General features: G+C 49.8%; 14 protein-coding genes and 4 pseudogenes. 5 read left to right on the top strand and 13 right to left on the bottom strand.

The genetic code is table 11. The features are described from left to right. Positions 1-61 precede the first annotated feature (61 nt). Positions 62-334, top strand: a pseudogene (locus tag ACQG0T_RS23445) (IS1 family transposase); the annotation flags it as partial. A gap of 10 nt (positions 335-344) precedes the next feature. On the opposite strand, the gene ACQG0T_RS23440 reads toward ACQG0T_RS23445, so the two are convergent. The 4 genes and pseudogenes from ACQG0T_RS23440 to ACQG0T_RS23425 all read right to left on the bottom strand — a co-directional run. Further along, complete coding sequence (locus ACQG0T_RS23440; RefSeq protein ID WP_001749967.1) at positions 345-551, bottom strand: hypothetical protein; 207 nt, start codon at positions 549-551, stop codon at positions 345-347. Between the two features lie 4 nt (positions 552-555). Next, a complete protein-coding gene (locus ACQG0T_RS23435) occupies positions 556-1,197 on the bottom strand; it encodes a restriction endonuclease (protein ID WP_012561158.1) in 642 nt (213 codons plus the stop codon). Positions 1,198-1,391: 194 nt separating this feature from the next. After that, a protein-coding gene (locus ACQG0T_RS23430) for an IS1 family transposase (RefSeq protein ID WP_223433957.1) occupies positions 1,392-2,089 on the bottom strand; the annotation gives its coding sequence in 2 pieces (ribosomal slippage) (positions 1,392-1,840 and positions 1,840-2,089; 699 coding nt in all). A gap of 56 nt (positions 2,090-2,145) precedes the next feature. Continuing rightward, a pseudogene (locus ACQG0T_RS23425) lies at positions 2,146-2,301 on the bottom strand (alpha/beta hydrolase); the annotation flags it as partial. 240 nt (positions 2,302-2,541) lie between these two features. Between ACQG0T_RS23425 and ACQG0T_RS23420 the strand changes: the two are divergent. Next, a pseudogene (locus ACQG0T_RS23420) lies at positions 2,542-2,889 on the top strand (EamA family transporter); the annotation flags it as partial. Positions 2,890-3,099: 210 nt separating this feature from the next. Here ACQG0T_RS23420 and ACQG0T_RS23415 read toward each other — a convergent pair. The 3 genes from ACQG0T_RS23415 to ACQG0T_RS23405 all read right to left on the bottom strand — a co-directional run bounded on the left by ACQG0T_RS23415 (position 3,100) and on the right by ACQG0T_RS23405 (position 5,812). Further along, a complete protein-coding gene (locus ACQG0T_RS23415) occupies positions 3,100-3,873 on the bottom strand; it encodes an SDR family NAD(P)-dependent oxidoreductase (protein WP_004729618.1) in 774 nt (257 codons plus the stop codon). A gap of 65 nt (positions 3,874-3,938) precedes the next feature. Further along, entirely contained in the window at positions 3,939-4,640 is a 702-nt protein-coding gene (locus tag ACQG0T_RS23410; RefSeq protein ID WP_001194072.1) for a DsbA family oxidoreductase, read from the bottom strand. Positions 4,641-4,705: 65 nt separating this feature from the next. After that, positions 4,706-5,812 carry an alkene reductase gene (locus ACQG0T_RS23405; RefSeq protein ID WP_006687059.1) on the bottom strand — a complete coding sequence of 369 codons (1,107 nt, stop codon included), beginning with the start codon at positions 5,810-5,812 and terminating at the stop codon, positions 4,706-4,708. 213 nt (positions 5,813-6,025) lie between these two features. On the opposite strand from ACQG0T_RS23405, the gene ACQG0T_RS23400 reads away from it, so the two are divergent. Beyond that, a complete protein-coding gene (locus ACQG0T_RS23400) occupies positions 6,026-6,355 on the top strand; it encodes a thioredoxin family protein (RefSeq protein WP_021242987.1) in 330 nt (109 codons plus the stop codon). 29 nt (positions 6,356-6,384) lie between these two features. On the opposite strand, the gene ACQG0T_RS23395 is transcribed toward ACQG0T_RS23400, so the two are convergent. The 5 genes from ACQG0T_RS23395 to ACQG0T_RS23375 all read right to left on the bottom strand — a co-directional run bounded on the left by ACQG0T_RS23395 (position 6,385) and on the right by ACQG0T_RS23375 (position 9,309). Then, a complete protein-coding gene (locus ACQG0T_RS23395) occupies positions 6,385-6,723 on the bottom strand; it encodes a carboxymuconolactone decarboxylase family protein (RefSeq protein ID WP_000888080.1) in 339 nt (112 codons plus the stop codon). Between the two features lie 4 nt (positions 6,724-6,727). Continuing rightward, positions 6,728-7,309 carry a TetR/AcrR family transcriptional regulator gene (locus ACQG0T_RS23390; RefSeq protein ID WP_000210409.1) on the bottom strand — a complete coding sequence of 194 codons (582 nt, stop codon included), beginning with the start codon at positions 7,307-7,309 and terminating at the stop codon, positions 6,728-6,730. Positions 7,310-7,450: 141 nt separating this feature from the next. Further along, positions 7,451-8,008, bottom strand: coding sequence for an OsmC family protein (locus ACQG0T_RS23385; RefSeq protein ID WP_000108589.1), 558 nt, complete (start codon positions 8,006-8,008; stop codon positions 7,451-7,453). A gap of 185 nt (positions 8,009-8,193) precedes the next feature. Further along, entirely contained in the window at positions 8,194-8,778 is a 585-nt protein-coding gene (locus ACQG0T_RS23380; protein ID WP_012695450.1) for a recombinase family protein, read from the bottom strand. Between the two features lie 162 nt (positions 8,779-8,940). Further along, positions 8,941-9,309 (bottom strand): hypothetical protein, encoded by a 369-nt coding sequence (locus ACQG0T_RS23375; RefSeq protein WP_032677090.1) that lies wholly within the window; start codon positions 9,307-9,309, stop codon positions 8,941-8,943. A 195-nt stretch (positions 9,310-9,504) separates the two neighbouring features. Here ACQG0T_RS23375 and ACQG0T_RS23370 point away from each other — a divergent pair, with 195 nt between their 5' ends. Continuing rightward, positions 9,505-10,527 (top strand): IS110-like element IS5708 family transposase, encoded by a 1,023-nt coding sequence (locus ACQG0T_RS23370; protein ID WP_000156884.1) that lies wholly within the window; start codon positions 9,505-9,507, stop codon positions 10,525-10,527. 291 nt (positions 10,528-10,818) lie between these two features. Here the strand turns inward: ACQG0T_RS23370 and ACQG0T_RS23365 are convergent. Further along, positions 10,819-10,950 (bottom strand): annotated as a pseudogene (locus ACQG0T_RS23365) (IS1 family transposase); the annotation flags it as partial. Positions 10,951-11,378: 428 nt separating this feature from the next. Here ACQG0T_RS23365 and ACQG0T_RS23360 point away from each other — a divergent pair. Continuing rightward, positions 11,379-13,376: a BCCT family transporter gene (locus ACQG0T_RS23360; RefSeq protein WP_426723884.1), complete on the top strand. Its 1,998-nt coding sequence runs from the start codon at positions 11,379-11,381 to the stop codon at positions 13,374-13,376. Positions 13,377-13,413 lie beyond the last annotated feature (37 nt).

The raw sequence follows: 13,413 nt of genomic DNA, 5'->3' as shown, positions 1-13,413 counted from the left end.
CTCATTTGACCCAGATTGAATGTTTTTATCTGGATATTTAAACAGGTTTATTGTTAGGTAACGCACGTTGGCCACGCTGGAGCGTCTTCTGGGCCTGCTGTCGGCCTTTGAGGTCGTGGTATGGATGACGGATGGCTGGCCGCTGTATGAATCCCGCCTGAAGGGAAAGCTGCACGTTATCAGCAAGCGTTACACTCAGCGCATTGAGCGACATAACCTGAATCTGAGACAACATCTGGCAAGGCTGGGACGGAAGTCACTGTCGTTCTCAAAATCGGTGGAGCTGCATGACAAGGTCATCGGGCATTATCTGAACATAAAACACTATCAGTAAGTTGGAGTCATTACCGGTTCTCTTTGTCTTTTAGTGATTCTATAAACCTCATTACGTCTGAATATAAAAATCTATTATTTGATTTATGTGGCTCATGAGGTTGTGGGATGGTCTTGTTTTTGAATGTGCCAGTTTTCTTAATGGCAAAGATTAATTCACCTTCTGTTATTCCTAACATTTCAGCAAATGTTTTTGCTTCTATAGTTACTGACTTCATTTAATTAACTCTCATGGTATCGATTTTCTTTACCGGCATCTTTAACAATGGTGCTCGTTTCTAGTGTTGCTGCGGTACGCTTCATCATCGTCTGCGGGGCGGTTGCGATAGTGAAGGAGCTGCCGGGCGTGAGCAAATCTATCAGGCGCTGGCCGCTGATAATCTCCATCCGTTCACTGGCAATACTGACAGATTTTGAACCTGCGCCGGTTTTCCCGGTATGGCAAAACAGACCGCGACAGTTATGACGTTTAAGCAACTTCTCGAACTCCTGTACGTGCTGTAAAGCAATATGGCCGCGATAGCGTTTAGCCTGAATAAGATAGCGATATTTTCCTATTATTACCTGGCCGTCAATGCCTCCATCGCCGGTATAGCGTTTGTTTCTGATGGTTCTGAAGCCATGCGCTTCAAATCCTTCCAGCAACAGTTCTTCAAACACAAAAGGATCAATTTTCCTCAGGTAGTTAATTTTTTGTGGGAAGCCCGGCAACGTCTTTATGCGCTCCAGCACCCGCCGCGCACTTTGCTGCTTCCTTTTGTGTCGTCGGTTGCGTACTGAACGCCGGAAGAATACAACGGCAAACAGTGCGATGGCGCTGCAAGCCCATAGAATAAGGTTTTCTGTAGTGGGGAAGGGGAACATGGTGATAGTGTGCTTTCTGTGGGTAAAGAAAAGGGCGGTTAAACCGCCCTGGTGTTTAGCGACGGCTGTAAACCTGCCACGAAGCGCTGCCTGACTGATTCTGGCAAATCCGCCCGTAAAGTACGGTGCCGGTCGAGTAGGGGTCAGTTTGGATATAGAGAATTATTGTACGGTAAGCCGGTAATGACTCCAACTTACTGATAGTGTTTTATGTTCAGATAATGCCCGATGACTTTGTCATGCAGCTCCACCGATTTTGAGAACGACAGTGACTTCCTGCCCAGCCTTGCCAGATGTTGCCTCAGATTCAGGTTATGCCGCTCAATGCGCTGCGTATATCGCTTGCTGATAACGTGCAGTTCTCCCTTCAGGCGTGATTCATAAAGCGGCCAGCCATCCGTCATCCATACCACGACCTCAAAGGCCGACAGCAGGCCCAGAAGACGCTCCAGCGTGGACAACGTGCGTTCACCGAATACGTGCGCCACAACCGTCCTCCGTATCCTGTCATACGCGTAAAACAACCAGCGCTGGCGTGATTTAGCGCCGACATAACCCCACTGTTCGTCCATTTCCGCGCAAACAATGACGTCACTGCCCGGTTGTATGCGTGAGGTTACCGACTGCGGTCTGAGTTTTTTAAGTGACGTAAAATCGTGTTGAGGCCAACGCCCATAATGCGTGCACTGGCGCGACATCCGACGCCATTCATGGCCATATCAATGATTTTCTGATGCGTACCGGGTTGAGAAGCGGTGTAAGTGAACTGTAGCTGCCATGTTTTACGGCAGTGAGAGCAGAGATAGCGCTGATGTCCGGCAGTACTTTTACCGTTACGCACCACGCCTTCAGTAGCTGAACAGGAGGGACAGCTGATAGAAACAGAAGCCACTGGAGCACCTCAAAAACACCATCATACACTAAATCAGTAAGTTGGCACCATTACCTCAGTTTCCGCGCAATACGCGCCGCGCCTTTGAGGTCTTTGCCACACGTAAAACAATGAGCTAACAGCGCAAACGCTTTAGGATTTTCAGGAAGTTCAAGCAATCCGGCCAGTTCTTCACCAGCCGCATTTTTGAACGTAAATTTTAGTTTTTTCATAGGATATTCCAGGTCTTAAACTGATTTCATATGTTTGATCGCAGGGAAAAATAATCTTCTGCTCTGCATCTGGCATTACGCGTTTTCCTTCCTCTACTGGGGATGTGAAACAGAATTCATTCCGAATGCCTGTCCTCACCTTCCAGTTTGAAAGCTGATTATTGCTTCCTGTTCGGTGATCACTTACGCTATGCTACCAACTAGATGGTAGTTTACAAGAATTTTATGAGGTCTCACTGAATGGCCAATTGCGCGCTCATTCTTAAAATATCCCTGGCAATGCTGGCGTTTGCTGCAAACTCTATTCTGTGCCGTCTGGCCCTGCAGGGAGGCCACATTGATCCCCTTTCATTCAGCAGCCTCAGGCTGGCCAGTGGTGCACTCGTCCTGTCACCTTTCTTGTTTTATCACGCAAAAACTACATTATCGCTGTGGCGTCCGCTGAGCGAATTTTACCTCATGGTGTACGCAGTGCTCTTCTCTGTCGCCTATATCCATCTCGATACCGGGGCAGGTGCGCTGTTACTTTTTGGTGCCGTACAGTTTGCGATGGTGATCCACGGATTATTTAAAGGGGAATCACTCTCCGTTACCGGCTCCTCATCGTGTATAACTCCTTTCTCTCTGGCCGTTTTGTCCTGTCAGGATGTCGTCAGAACCCGGCATAACACCCTGTGCCGGGAACACAAAAGGCACGGATGAACAGGTCGTGAATATTCTTAGTGAAGCCTGCTGATGACATGTCTGGCGACAAAAAAATGCCGCCCTTAAGGGGCGGCTTATGCCAGCGTCACGGGGTTATCGTCTGACCGCCATGATGCCCGCATCGACATCCCAGATAGCGCCCGTCACCCATGAGGTTTTGTCAGACAACAGGAAGAGAATAGTGTTTGCCACATCTTCGGCAGTTCCGACGCGTCCCAGCGGGTGGAAATCGTTCAGCGACTTCATAGCATCTGCGATATCCGCTTTGTCCATGAAGCCTTCGTATATCGGCGTATGAACAATCCCGGGAGACACCGCGTTGACACGAATACCCGCGCTGGCCAGCTCAATCGCCAGATTACGCGTCAGGGCATGCAGACCCGCTTTTGCCATTGAATAGGCCGAGGCCGGCGAGTCACCCAGTGCAGCCTGAGCACCAATCGAACCGACGTTGACGATAGACCCTTCGAGCTTCGCGGCGAGCATGTTCTTCACGACATCCTGTGTAATAAAGAACGTGGCTCGGTTCAGCGAAAGATACATGTCATAATCGGCAAAGCTGTGCTCGGTAAATCCTTTGGGCATGAAGATACCGGCGGCATTCACCATCAGGCTGATATCGCGATGGTGAGCATTAATTTCCTGACGGATAGTTTCCATACCTTCTTCGGTCATCAGGTTCGCCGCGATGACCGCAACCGGTCCCAGAGGGCTCAGTTCTTTTTGCACCGCTTCGGCTTTGTCTTTTTTATTCCCGGTCAGCACGACACTGCCGCCCGCTTCCAGTACCATGCGTGCCACGGCCAGGCCCATGCCGCTGGTACCGCCGACGACGAGCAGTTTTTTACCTTTGAAAAAAGTGTTCATTTTCTGACTCCATTACTGGTGGGTAAGACGTTGCCGGCAGCGTGAAACTGCCGGCGGTTGACGGATTAAATACTGCAGCCATCCGTTCCGCAGGTCTGACCCGCAGTGGCTGAAAATTCGGTTTGCTGTTCATCCCAGACCTGACGCAGGGCATTCAAAAAGTTATCTGCTGCCTGAGCCCCGCTGATGGCATATTTTTCGTTCATCACAAAAACCGGAACGCCGCTGAGGCCAATAGACTGTGCGTGGGCTTCATCGTCGGAAACGGTGGCGCGAAAATCGTCATTTTCCAGGGCGGCTTCAGCGTCAGCTTTCGGCATACCGGCTTCTACGGCCATGGCAACGAGCTGCTGACGGTCAAAGAGAGAGCGACCTTCGGTGATACTGCCATGATAAAAACGTTCTTCCACCGCGTCCGCAATTCCGGCCTTACGCGCGGCAACCAGCAGGGTGTGTGCATCTTCTGTATCACCAAACATCATGCCGTCGAAGTTGTAGATCAGACCTTCAGATTTACCGGCGGTGCCCACCTGATTCATCATCAGCTCCGCTGAATGCTGACTGCCCAGCTTTTTAACGATGGCATCCTTAAAAGGCATCGCGGGAGTACCACCGGCCAGACGGTAGCTGTGATGGCGGATCACCACCTGGTCGCGAAATTCAAAGCGATTCAGACCCTGTTCAAATCTTTTTTTAGCAATCCAGCACCACGGGCAGACCAAATCTGACCAGATATCGATGGTAAGGGTGGGTTTCAGCGTTTGCATAATGATTCCTCAAAGACGTTGGGCGGTCGGATCTCACTTATCAGAGAACCGCGACCGTATGGGATTTATTGCGCCTGCCAGACCGGGTAATCGGTATAGCCTTTTTCCGGGGAACCACTGACGCCGTAGTAGGTGGCGCGGTCACTTTCTGCCAGTGGCCAGCCGTTTTGCATTCTTTCAACCAGATCCGGGTTAGCGATGTAGGGCACACCAAATGCCACCAGATCCAGCTCATCATCTTCCAGAGCCTGCTCTGCGATATCACGGGTAAAACCGCCGGCAGCGATGATGGTGCCTTTAAACGTGTTGCGAAAACGGCGGCGGAAGCCTTCCGGAAGTGGCGCTTTGGTGTACACCGGCTGATAGTAAAGGTGTACGTAGGCCAGTTCCCGCTGACCGAGCGCGTCGGTGATGGCTGACCAGGTTTGCTCTTCACCTTCATACGGCGCGAGGTCATAAATGCGGCCGAACGGTGACAGGCGCACGGCAACGTGGCTGTTACCCACGGCTTCCGCCACGGCGTCAATGGTCTCCAGCAGGAAACGCTGACGATTTTCCACCGAGCCGCCGTATTCGTCGGTGCGGGTGTTCAGTTCGCTACTGAGGAACTGGTCAAAGATGAATCCGTTTGCCGCCATGATTTCCACGCCGTCAAAGCCGGCTTCCATCGCCAGGCGTGCGGAGTGCACGAAGTCTGCAGTGATGCGTTTAACTTCATGCGTTTCCAGCGCGCGTGGCTGGCTTGGTACAACCGGGCCCGGTTCTCCGGATTCGGTCAGCGCAAAAACGGTGGTATTGACCGCCTGAACGGTGCCCGCTGAAACCGGCGCTATGTGGCCTGGCTGAAGAGAGACGTGAGACATACGGCCGACGTGCCAGAGCTGCGCGAAAATACGGCCACCTTTGGCGTGAACCGCTTGTGTCACCTTACGCCAGCCCTGGACGTGTTCGTCGTTGTAGATACCAGGGGTATAAAGGTAACCCCGGCCTTCTTCTGAAACCGGCATCCCTTCGGTGATGAGCAGGCCAGCAGAAGCACGCTGTGCATAGTACAAAGCCACGACCTCATCCGGCACGTCATTCATGGTGCGGGTGCGGGTCATCGGTGCCATGACTACACGGTTTTTTAACGCCAGGCCAGACAGATTGTAGGGGGTGAAAAGCTTACTCATCGTATACCTCACAAAAAACAAAAAGGAGTATCCCGGCAGGGATTTGCACAGCCCGGCAGTATCATCGACTGGACGTCGCGCACTGGAGTTGCATAAACATCTGATGGGTGGCAATATACCAACCATCTAGTAGGTAGGTCAATGGCTGTGTTGTATTTTTTTGTCATAACGCAGCCATTTCTGAATTGTCACTCATTTTGCGAGGTCATCACCATGCGTACATTAACAGCTTATAACGAAGATAATTTCCGCCAGATAGAGCAGTACAACGGAATATCGGTGGTACGTTTCTCTGCACCCTGGTGTCCGCCCTGTCAGGCCAGCGAAGAAATGTTCAGTCAGTTTGCAGACCGGCTCGATAGAGATATTCAGGTGGGGAAAGTCAATGTAGATCAGGCGCCGGTGCTGACAACCAAATACGAGATCTGGGGGCTGCCGTCTGTGCTGATATTTCATGAAGGGCAATTAGTTAAACGCATACCGGGTGTGAAACCTGCATCGGTATATGCTCAGGCTATTGCGGACATAAAAAAAGGGCAGTAATGCCCTTTTAACGTGGAATTTATTAATGCTTAACCGCGTGCCTGACCGACGGCATCCAGAGTGCGGGCTGAATAAATGACCGCCGCGCCAGCGTTGAGGTTAATCGCCACGCCCAGCGCTTCAGCAATTTCAGCGTCGGTTGCACCGGCTTTCACAGCGGCGTCGGCGTGAAAAGCAATACAGCCGTCGCAGCGGGTTGTGACTGCGCACGCCAGGGCAATGAGTTCACGCACTTTTGCGCCCAAAAGGTCAGTTTTGTTACCTGCGTTGCCCAGGGCAACCACGCCTTTCATGGTCTCGGGGGTCAGTTTGCCCAACTCGCCTAAACGTTGCATTAACTCTGAGCGATAGTTGTTCCAGTCCAGCATAGTGTCATTCTCCTGAATGAGGGGTATTAAGAAGCAGTTTTATATACTTAAGGCTGTTGGCGAAGACTTCGGGTCTGGCCGTTGCATGCGCCACTACGCTTGAGCCTTCACAGACATTAATGATCATCAAAGCAATATCTGATGGTTCGGCATGGGATGAAAACTCACCTGACTCCATGCCCGCCCTGACGACTTTTGTGAGCCACTCGATTTGCATATCGAAATAAAGTGATGTCTGTACAGTAATTGCCTGAGGCAGATTGGCGGTCTCTGCTGACAACGCACAACACAGTGGCAGTAGCGAAGCTTTATGGCTTTGCGCGAAGATATCGATGTAAGCCGCAATTCTTCTCTCCGCGCTTTTCTCAGTCGCCTCTATCTGCTCAAATACGCGTTGTGTATCAGAGAACGCCTGTATTACCACCTGCTCACCCAGAATATCTTTGGTCGGGAAATGGTGATGAATACTGGCCTTGGTGATACCCACTATTTTTGATAAATCAGCATAGCTGAATGCTGAATACCCTTTTTCGCGCATCAGGTGTTCTGCTTCGCTGAGCAGCCGTTCCCGTGTCATGGTTGTCATAATTACTCCATATAATCTACTAGTTGATAGATTATATTGTTGCTATTTTTCCGTAGCAAGTTGTATCACTGACTCAGTATCGTGCAGAGCTGAACGTCACTGCCATCCTGCATTCTGAATGGCAGCATTACATCTCTGACATCACGCCAGGCGTGTAATCATTTCAACCGGATTAGCCAGAGTATCGTGGATTGGCGAATTCTTTTGCATTTCGCTGACCAGCGCTTCTAACTCCTCGCGACTGGCGGTCTTGCTCGTAAGGTGAACATCGACGCGAATAGATTTCGCACCTTTACGCACGTTGCTGTCCAGCCCAAGGAAGCCGTTGAGGTTGATATCGAAATTAAGATCCAGCTCGATACCGTCCAGGTCGATCCCTTTTTCAGCAGCCATCATGGTAAGGGTGGCGGTATAACAGCCAGCCAGCGCCTGCATGATGTATTCAGTCGGGCTCATGCCGGTATCGGTGCCGAGTAAACCTGCGGGTTCATCACCGATATTAGAAAATTTCCCCACACGGCTGGTATCGATAACGCCGTTCTGGATTGTGGCGCCGGTCTCTGTGCGAACGGTTAATCCGCCGCTGGAACGGGCTTTCATCTGGAAAGTCAGGTTACCCAGGCCAGGCTGGCTGCGAACTGCTTCACGGGTATTGTGGATCGCAGCTGCGTCTGCAGAAGGTTTAACGGTAGTAGACATAATGGCTCCTGTAATTTCTTGATAAAAGGTATAGCTGGTGTAATCAGCACCAACCATCTAGTTGGTAGATTAATATCGCGAACCTCTTTTGTCTACTCTTTTATAAAAAATAGGGGGAAAAGAACCCAGCAGGCTGTTTTATTTCATAATAACCATTTGATTTTTTTTATAATCTTCCCAGCCGCTCACTCTTGCAGCAATCCAGCCTTTACCCGAAGGATAGTCTGGCGGGTGGTATTAAATTCCCGGGCAATAGCACTGATACTGATGCCAGCATTTAGGCGCTCTGTCACTGTTTGCTTTTGTTCCTCGCTCAGGATGGGGGGGCGACCGAAGCGTTTTCCAGCCGCTTTTGCCCTCGCAATACCTGAATACGTTCGCTCAAGCAGCAAATCCCGCTCAAACTCCGCTACAGCAGAAATTACCTGCATAGTCATTTTTCCGGCCGGACTGGTCAAGTCAACGCCTCCGAGTGCGAGACAATGAACGCGAATATCTAAAGCCGCCAGTTGCTCTACTGTTTTTCGGATATCCATCGCATTACGACCCAGACGGTCAAGTTTGGTGACAATCAGTACATCCCCATTTTCCATGCGATCTAGCAACCGGATAAATCCGGGGCGTTCGCTGGCAGCAACCGAGCCACTGATATGCTCCTCAATAAGTCGTTGGGATCTGATGGCAAAACCCGCCGCTTCAATTTCACGACGCTGGTTTTCTGTGGTCTGTTCCAGAGTTGAGACCCTGCAGTAGGCAAAAACACGTGACATGGGAAACTTTCCGTACGAAATGGATGTCCGAATTATAACGTGTGTCCGAAATTAATTTCACTAAGTTTCGGACATGTGCTGTAAGTGGTGTACGAAACCGACCGGTTTCGGACGTTTAAGTCACATGCACGTTAACTGTCGGTATTCATCGCCTCACTAGTACTACTCTGCTAGTTCATCATGTTCTTCGAGAGCATATTCAAAATCGGCAACAAGCAAGAAATTTTCTATCCTATAAGCCTGATTTAACTTAATTCGTTGGTATCTTTCGTTCAATAATCGCCATGCTGTTTTCCGTAGTACCATCGGTACGGATTCATCTTTTAAAGTACGCATGAGCACAGAACAGGTTGTCAGAAAAGCAGCGTCCTTACGTTTTCGGTAATACGCATCAGTCGAACAAACCGCAATGATCTCGATTGATTCAGGGTGATGACAGATAGCATTAACCGTAGTTTGTTCATGTATCTGTACCTTGAGTTCAGCCTGAATTTTTGATTGATGATACATAGCCTTGAGATAGCTAAACATGATTTCCCCATCAAACAGTAAGTCGTGTCAATTCCTAGAGTTAACACATTTCTGATCATGACTCACACGTTACGTTCAGTCGGTAGCCATCTGTGCAAAAAATGCGCTTAGCGAATGGAAGGGACTTCCCCTAGATATGCGCCTGATTAACTTTCGTGCAATCATAGGATAAACATTGACCCAGAGGGATTCGTTATGACCATCACCACTGTCGGTATCGATCTTGCTAAAAATGTGTTTGCTGTTCACTGCATTGACCAAAATGGTAAAGCTGTTCTGGTTAAACCCAAGGTGTCGCGTGCAGCACTTTCTGAACTCATCGCAGGTTTACCTCCCTGTGTCATTGGAATGGAAGCCTGCTCGGGTGCCCACTATTGGGCAAGATTATTCAGGCAGTATGGCCATGATGTCCGGTTGATGGCTCCGAAATTTGTCTCACCCTATCGCATGGCGGGTAAGACCGGGAAAAATGATGCAGCTGATGCAATAGCTATTTGTGAGGCAGTGCAGCGGCCGCATATGCGCTTTGTACCAGTCAAAGACGAAAGCCAGCAGGCAATGCAATGCTTACATCGGACAAGACAGGGATTTATCCAGGAAAGAACAGCAACGTATAACCGTCTTCGGGGCCTGATATCTGAATTCGGGGTTATTGCCCCACAAAGCACTGATGCTCTGCGTCATGTTGTTTCTGACCAGAAGGAAACTCTGCCAGTACAGGTTAGGCTGTGCATTGATGATCTATTGACACATGTCACTAATATTGAAGAGAAAATCGCCGAATATGACAGGGTATTATCTCGTGTGGCCAAAACAGATCATCGCAGCCAGCAGTTAATGGAACTGAAAGGTGTTGGGCCCACCACAGCGAGTGCGCTGGTCGCCAGTATTGGCAATGCCCATGATTTTAAGAACGGGCGCCAACTGGCAGCCTGGTTGGGGCTAACGCCATCACAATACAGTAGTGGCGGAAAATCAAAGCTTGGCAGGATAACAAAAGCGGGTGATGCCTATCTGCGAACCCTACTGGTCCAGGGAGCCCGTTCTGTAATGGTAGGGGCAGAGAATAGAACGGACCCGTTTAGCCGTTGGGTCTGCTCGTTGATTGGTAGGCGGGGATACTGGCGTGCTGTCGTTGCAATCGCCGCCAAGAATGCGAGGTTGTGCTGGGCATCATTACATTACGGCGATGACTTCAGACTGTATTCAACAACATGAAAAATTTAACTGAGTAGTAACTGAACTGTAAATTGTTGATGGTAAAGGGTTAGACCCCCGTGAGAAGTATCTGCATATCCTACTGGATATCACTATCCGATTAACGAAGGAGGATCTCACGAGCGTCTTTCATCAGGGTCCGAATCACTAGCGATTCAGCATGACCGTTTATAGTAGCGCAGTCTTATCCCTTGCCTTTCATTGATGAACAGACAGAAATTAAAAACCGGCGTTGACTGTTCGGGGAAGCCCTTATAGTAGGATAATTTCCTTTTTCCAAGCGGACCCCTAAGTGAACTGCAGTTGCCATGTTTTACGGCAGTGAGAGCAGAGATAGCGCTGATGTCCGGCAGTGCTTTTGCCGTTACGCACCACCCCGTCAGTAGCTGAACAGGAGGGACAGCTGATAGAAACAGAAGCCACTGGAGCACCTCAAAAACACCATCATACACTAAATCAGTAAGTTGGCAGCATCACCGGCGATTGTTACTCGTTTTGGACAAGTCAGCCTGAAGGAAAATCAGCGACGAACCGGCACTGATTATTTGCATCCTGAACGTCTGTCCTTACCTCTGACATTGCGACCATCCTTAAAGCCCGCTTTACGCAACATCAGACGTTAGTAAGTCATTCTCAATATTGCTCTAATCAAAGTGAATCCCCAGATCTGATGCAATTTATGCAAATCAAATGCTCCAGAAGACGGCTGGCAGACTATCAACAGGATATCTGTATGGCCACTCTTGCACTCTGCATTCCGATTGACGCCGCATCGTAAGTTGAAGTTTGCTAATCTTTGAGATGTAGTACCCTCTATACAGTGCGGATTTTAATTAATGGAATAAATGATTATGAGTGAAAATGATACAATCCAAAAGAAGTCTAAAAGCCAGATTAACAAAGCGGTATTCTTTACATCTGCTTTGTTAATTTTCCTTCTTGTCGCCTTTGCCGCTGTATTCCCGGATGTCGCCGACAAAAATTTTAAACTACTTCAGCAACAAATCTTCACGAATGCCAGCTGGTTCTACATCCTTGCAGTGGCCCTGATTCTACTGAGTGTCTCGTTCCTGGGACTCTCACGCTACGGTGATATCAAACTGGGTCCGGACCATGCGCAGCCTGATTTTAGCTATCACTCCTGGTTTGCGATGCTTTTCTCGGCAGGGATGGGGATCGGCCTGATGTTCTTTGGCGTTGCTGAACCTGTGATGCATTATCTTTCACCTCCTGTCGGCACTCCAGAGACCGTTGCGGCAGCGAAGGAAGCAATGCGCCTGACGTTCTTCCACTGGGGCCTGCACGCATGGGCAATCTATGCCATTGTGGCACTGATCCTGGCCTTTTTCAGTTACCGTCACGGTCTGCCTTTAACGCTGCGTTCCGCACTTTATCCCATTATTGGCGAGCGCATATACGGACCTGTAGGCCATGCGGTTGATATTTTCGCCGTTATTGGCACCGTCTTTGGCGTTGCGACATCGCTGGGGTACGGTGTTTTGCAGGTGAATGCTGGTTTGAATCATCTTTTCGGGGTGCCTATTAATGAAACGGTGCAGGTGATTCTAATCGTTGTCATCACTGGTTTAGCGACGATTTCGGTGGTGTCCGGCCTGGACAAGGGAATACGTATACTGTCTGAGCTCAACCTGGGCCTGGCAGTGCTGCTGCTGGCGCTGGTCCTGTGTCTGGGACCAACCGTGCTTCTGCTGAAGTCATTTGTGGAAAATACGGGCGGTTATCTTTCTGAACTGGTGAGTAAAACTTTTAACCTTTATGCGTATGAACCTAAGTCGAGCAACTGGCTGGGGGGCTGGACATTACTGTACTGGGGATGGTGGCTTTCATGGTCGCCGTTTGTGGGGATGTTCATCGCAAGAGTCTCGCGCGGTCGAACCATTCGCGAGTTTGTCACCGGCGTGCTGTTTGTTCCCGCCGGCTTCACGCTCATGTGGATGACGGTGTTTGGTAACAGCGCAATCTATCTCATTATGCACCAGGGGGCGGCTGATCTCGCCAATACCGTTCAGCAGGATGTCGCGCTGGCCCTGTTTAATTTCCTGGAGCATTTCCCGTTTTCTTCCGTGCTGTCATTTATTGCAATGGCGATGGTCATTGTCTTCTTTGTCACCTCGGCTGACTCCGGGGCAATGGTTGTTGGTACGCTGGCATCGGGTGGCGTCGCTAACACGCCTGTATGGCAGCGAATTTTCTGGGCCTCGCTCATAGGGATTGTGGCAATCGCACTGCTGATTGCGGGGGGACTGAGCGCGCTGCAAACCGTGACAATAGCGAGCGCATTACCTTTCTCAGTGATTTTACTGATATCCATATACGGATTATTAAAAGCCCTGCGTCGGGATTTGACCAAGCGTGAAAGCCTGAGCATGGCGACTATTGCTCCGACTGCAGCGCGTAACCCGATTCCATGGCAGAGACGCTTGCGCAATATCGCTTATCTGCCAAAGCGCTCTCTTGTGAAACGCTTTATGGGCGACGTTATCCAGCCCGCCATGACGCTGGTTCAGGAAGAACTGAATAAACAGGGAACGATAAGCCATATAAGTGATACTGATGACGAACGAATTCGGCTTGAAGTCGATTTGGGCAATGAGCTGAACTTTATTTATGAAGTGAGACTTCGTGGCTATAACTCACCGGCTTTCGCCATGGCTGCAATGGACAATGACGAGCAGCAGGTTGAGCAACATCGATATTATCGCGCTGAGGTCTATCTGAAAGAAGGCGGTCAAAACTATGATGTGATGGGCTGGAATCAGGAACAGCTGATTAATGACATACTGGACCAGTACGAAAAACACCTGCACTTCCTGCACCTCGTTCGTTAATACAAAAATGCCGTCCTGCCGGGCGGCATTTATTTTC

The organism is Enterobacter cloacae complex sp. 302F9, from assembly GCF_050030335.1.
Taxonomy (GTDB): domain Bacteria; phylum Pseudomonadota; class Gammaproteobacteria; order Enterobacterales; family Enterobacteriaceae; genus Enterobacter; species Enterobacter hormaechei_C.
The sequence above is the reverse complement of the archived record's forward strand: the minus strand, read 5'-3'. Positions and strand labels throughout refer to the sequence as shown.

What these genes read in the sequence shown, in the direction of transcription:
- ACQG0T_RS23440 (WP_001749967.1), bottom strand. Translation starts at nt 551, where the DNA reads ATGAAGTCAGTAACTATAGAAGCAAAAACATTTGCTGAAATGTTAGGA.
- ACQG0T_RS23435 (WP_012561158.1), bottom strand. Translation starts at nt 1,197, where the DNA reads ATGTTCCCCTTCCCCACTACAGAAAACCTTATTCTATGGGCTTGCAGC.
- ACQG0T_RS23415 (WP_004729618.1), bottom strand. Translation starts at nt 3,873, where the DNA reads ATGAACACTTTTTTCAAAGGTAAAAAACTGCTCGTCGTCGGCGGTACC.
- ACQG0T_RS23410 (WP_001194072.1), bottom strand. Translation starts at nt 4,640, where the DNA reads ATGCAAACGCTGAAACCCACCCTTACCATCGATATCTGGTCAGATTTG.
- ACQG0T_RS23405 (WP_006687059.1), bottom strand. Translation starts at nt 5,812, where the DNA reads ATGAGTAAGCTTTTCACCCCCTACAATCTGTCTGGCCTGGCGTTAAAA.
- ACQG0T_RS23400 (WP_021242987.1), top strand. Translation starts at nt 6,026, where the DNA reads ATGCGTACATTAACAGCTTATAACGAAGATAATTTCCGCCAGATAGAG.
- ACQG0T_RS23395 (WP_000888080.1), bottom strand. Translation starts at nt 6,723, where the DNA reads ATGCTGGACTGGAACAACTATCGCTCAGAGTTAATGCAACGTTTAGGC.
- ACQG0T_RS23390 (WP_000210409.1), bottom strand. Translation starts at nt 7,309, where the DNA reads ATGACAACCATGACACGGGAACGGCTGCTCAGCGAAGCAGAACACCTG.
- ACQG0T_RS23385 (WP_000108589.1), bottom strand. Translation starts at nt 8,008, where the DNA reads ATGTCTACTACCGTTAAACCTTCTGCAGACGCAGCTGCGATCCACAAT.
- ACQG0T_RS23380 (WP_012695450.1), bottom strand. Translation starts at nt 8,778, where the DNA reads ATGTCACGTGTTTTTGCCTACTGCAGGGTCTCAACTCTGGAACAGACC.
- ACQG0T_RS23375 (WP_032677090.1), bottom strand. Translation starts at nt 9,309, where the DNA reads ATGTTTAGCTATCTCAAGGCTATGTATCATCAATCAAAAATTCAGGCT.
- ACQG0T_RS23370 (WP_000156884.1), top strand. Translation starts at nt 9,505, where the DNA reads ATGACCATCACCACTGTCGGTATCGATCTTGCTAAAAATGTGTTTGCT.
- ACQG0T_RS23360 (WP_426723884.1), top strand. Translation starts at nt 11,379, where the DNA reads ATGAGTGAAAATGATACAATCCAAAAGAAGTCTAAAAGCCAGATTAAC.